The sequence below is a fragment of the Bradyrhizobium sp. PRIMUS42 genome (genome assembly GCF_023006515.1).
Classification (GTDB): Bacteria; Pseudomonadota; Alphaproteobacteria; order Rhizobiales; family Xanthobacteraceae; genus Bradyrhizobium.
Window position 1 is genome coordinate 1 of sequence record NZ_JALBGZ010001574.1, and the last position, 482, is coordinate 482.

Annotated in this window: 1 pseudogene; it reads right to left on the bottom strand. The window is 67.8% G+C overall.

What is annotated here, in order from left to right:
- Positions 1 to 482: pseudogene (locus MOV75_RS41730) on the bottom strand (flagellar hook-basal body protein); the annotation flags it as partial.

The following is a 482-nucleotide window of genomic DNA, read 5'->3' on the forward strand; positions in this document are numbered from 1 at the left end:
GATGCCGAGCGCCGTGGCCGCGGTGCCGCTGTTCACCGCCACATCCGTGCTGGTGCCGCTCGACATCACGATGTTGCCGCTCGCGTTGAGGGTCGCGGTCACGCCAGCGCCGGCTGCGTTCTGAATTGCGGTCAGAATGTCCTGGACCGTCGCAGGCGTGCCGGCCCCCAGGCCGATGGTCGAGTTGGTGCCGAGGGTGACGGTGTTGCCGGCGTTGAAGGTGATCGTGTTGCCGTTGATGGTCAGCGTCTGGCCGCTAAGCGCGGTGAGGATGCTCGATGCGAGATGCGTGCCGACGGCGGCATCCAGCGATGTCGTCGTCGATGCCACGGCCGACGAGTTGTTCTGCAGCGCGACCCCTCCGGTGTTCGTCGTCGACGAATAGGGCGAACGGATGTTGCCCGTGGCCGCGGCGCCCGAAGCGGTGTTGTTGGTGTAGGGCGCGGGCGGCGTGCCGACCGGCAGCGGGTTGGCGGCGAAAT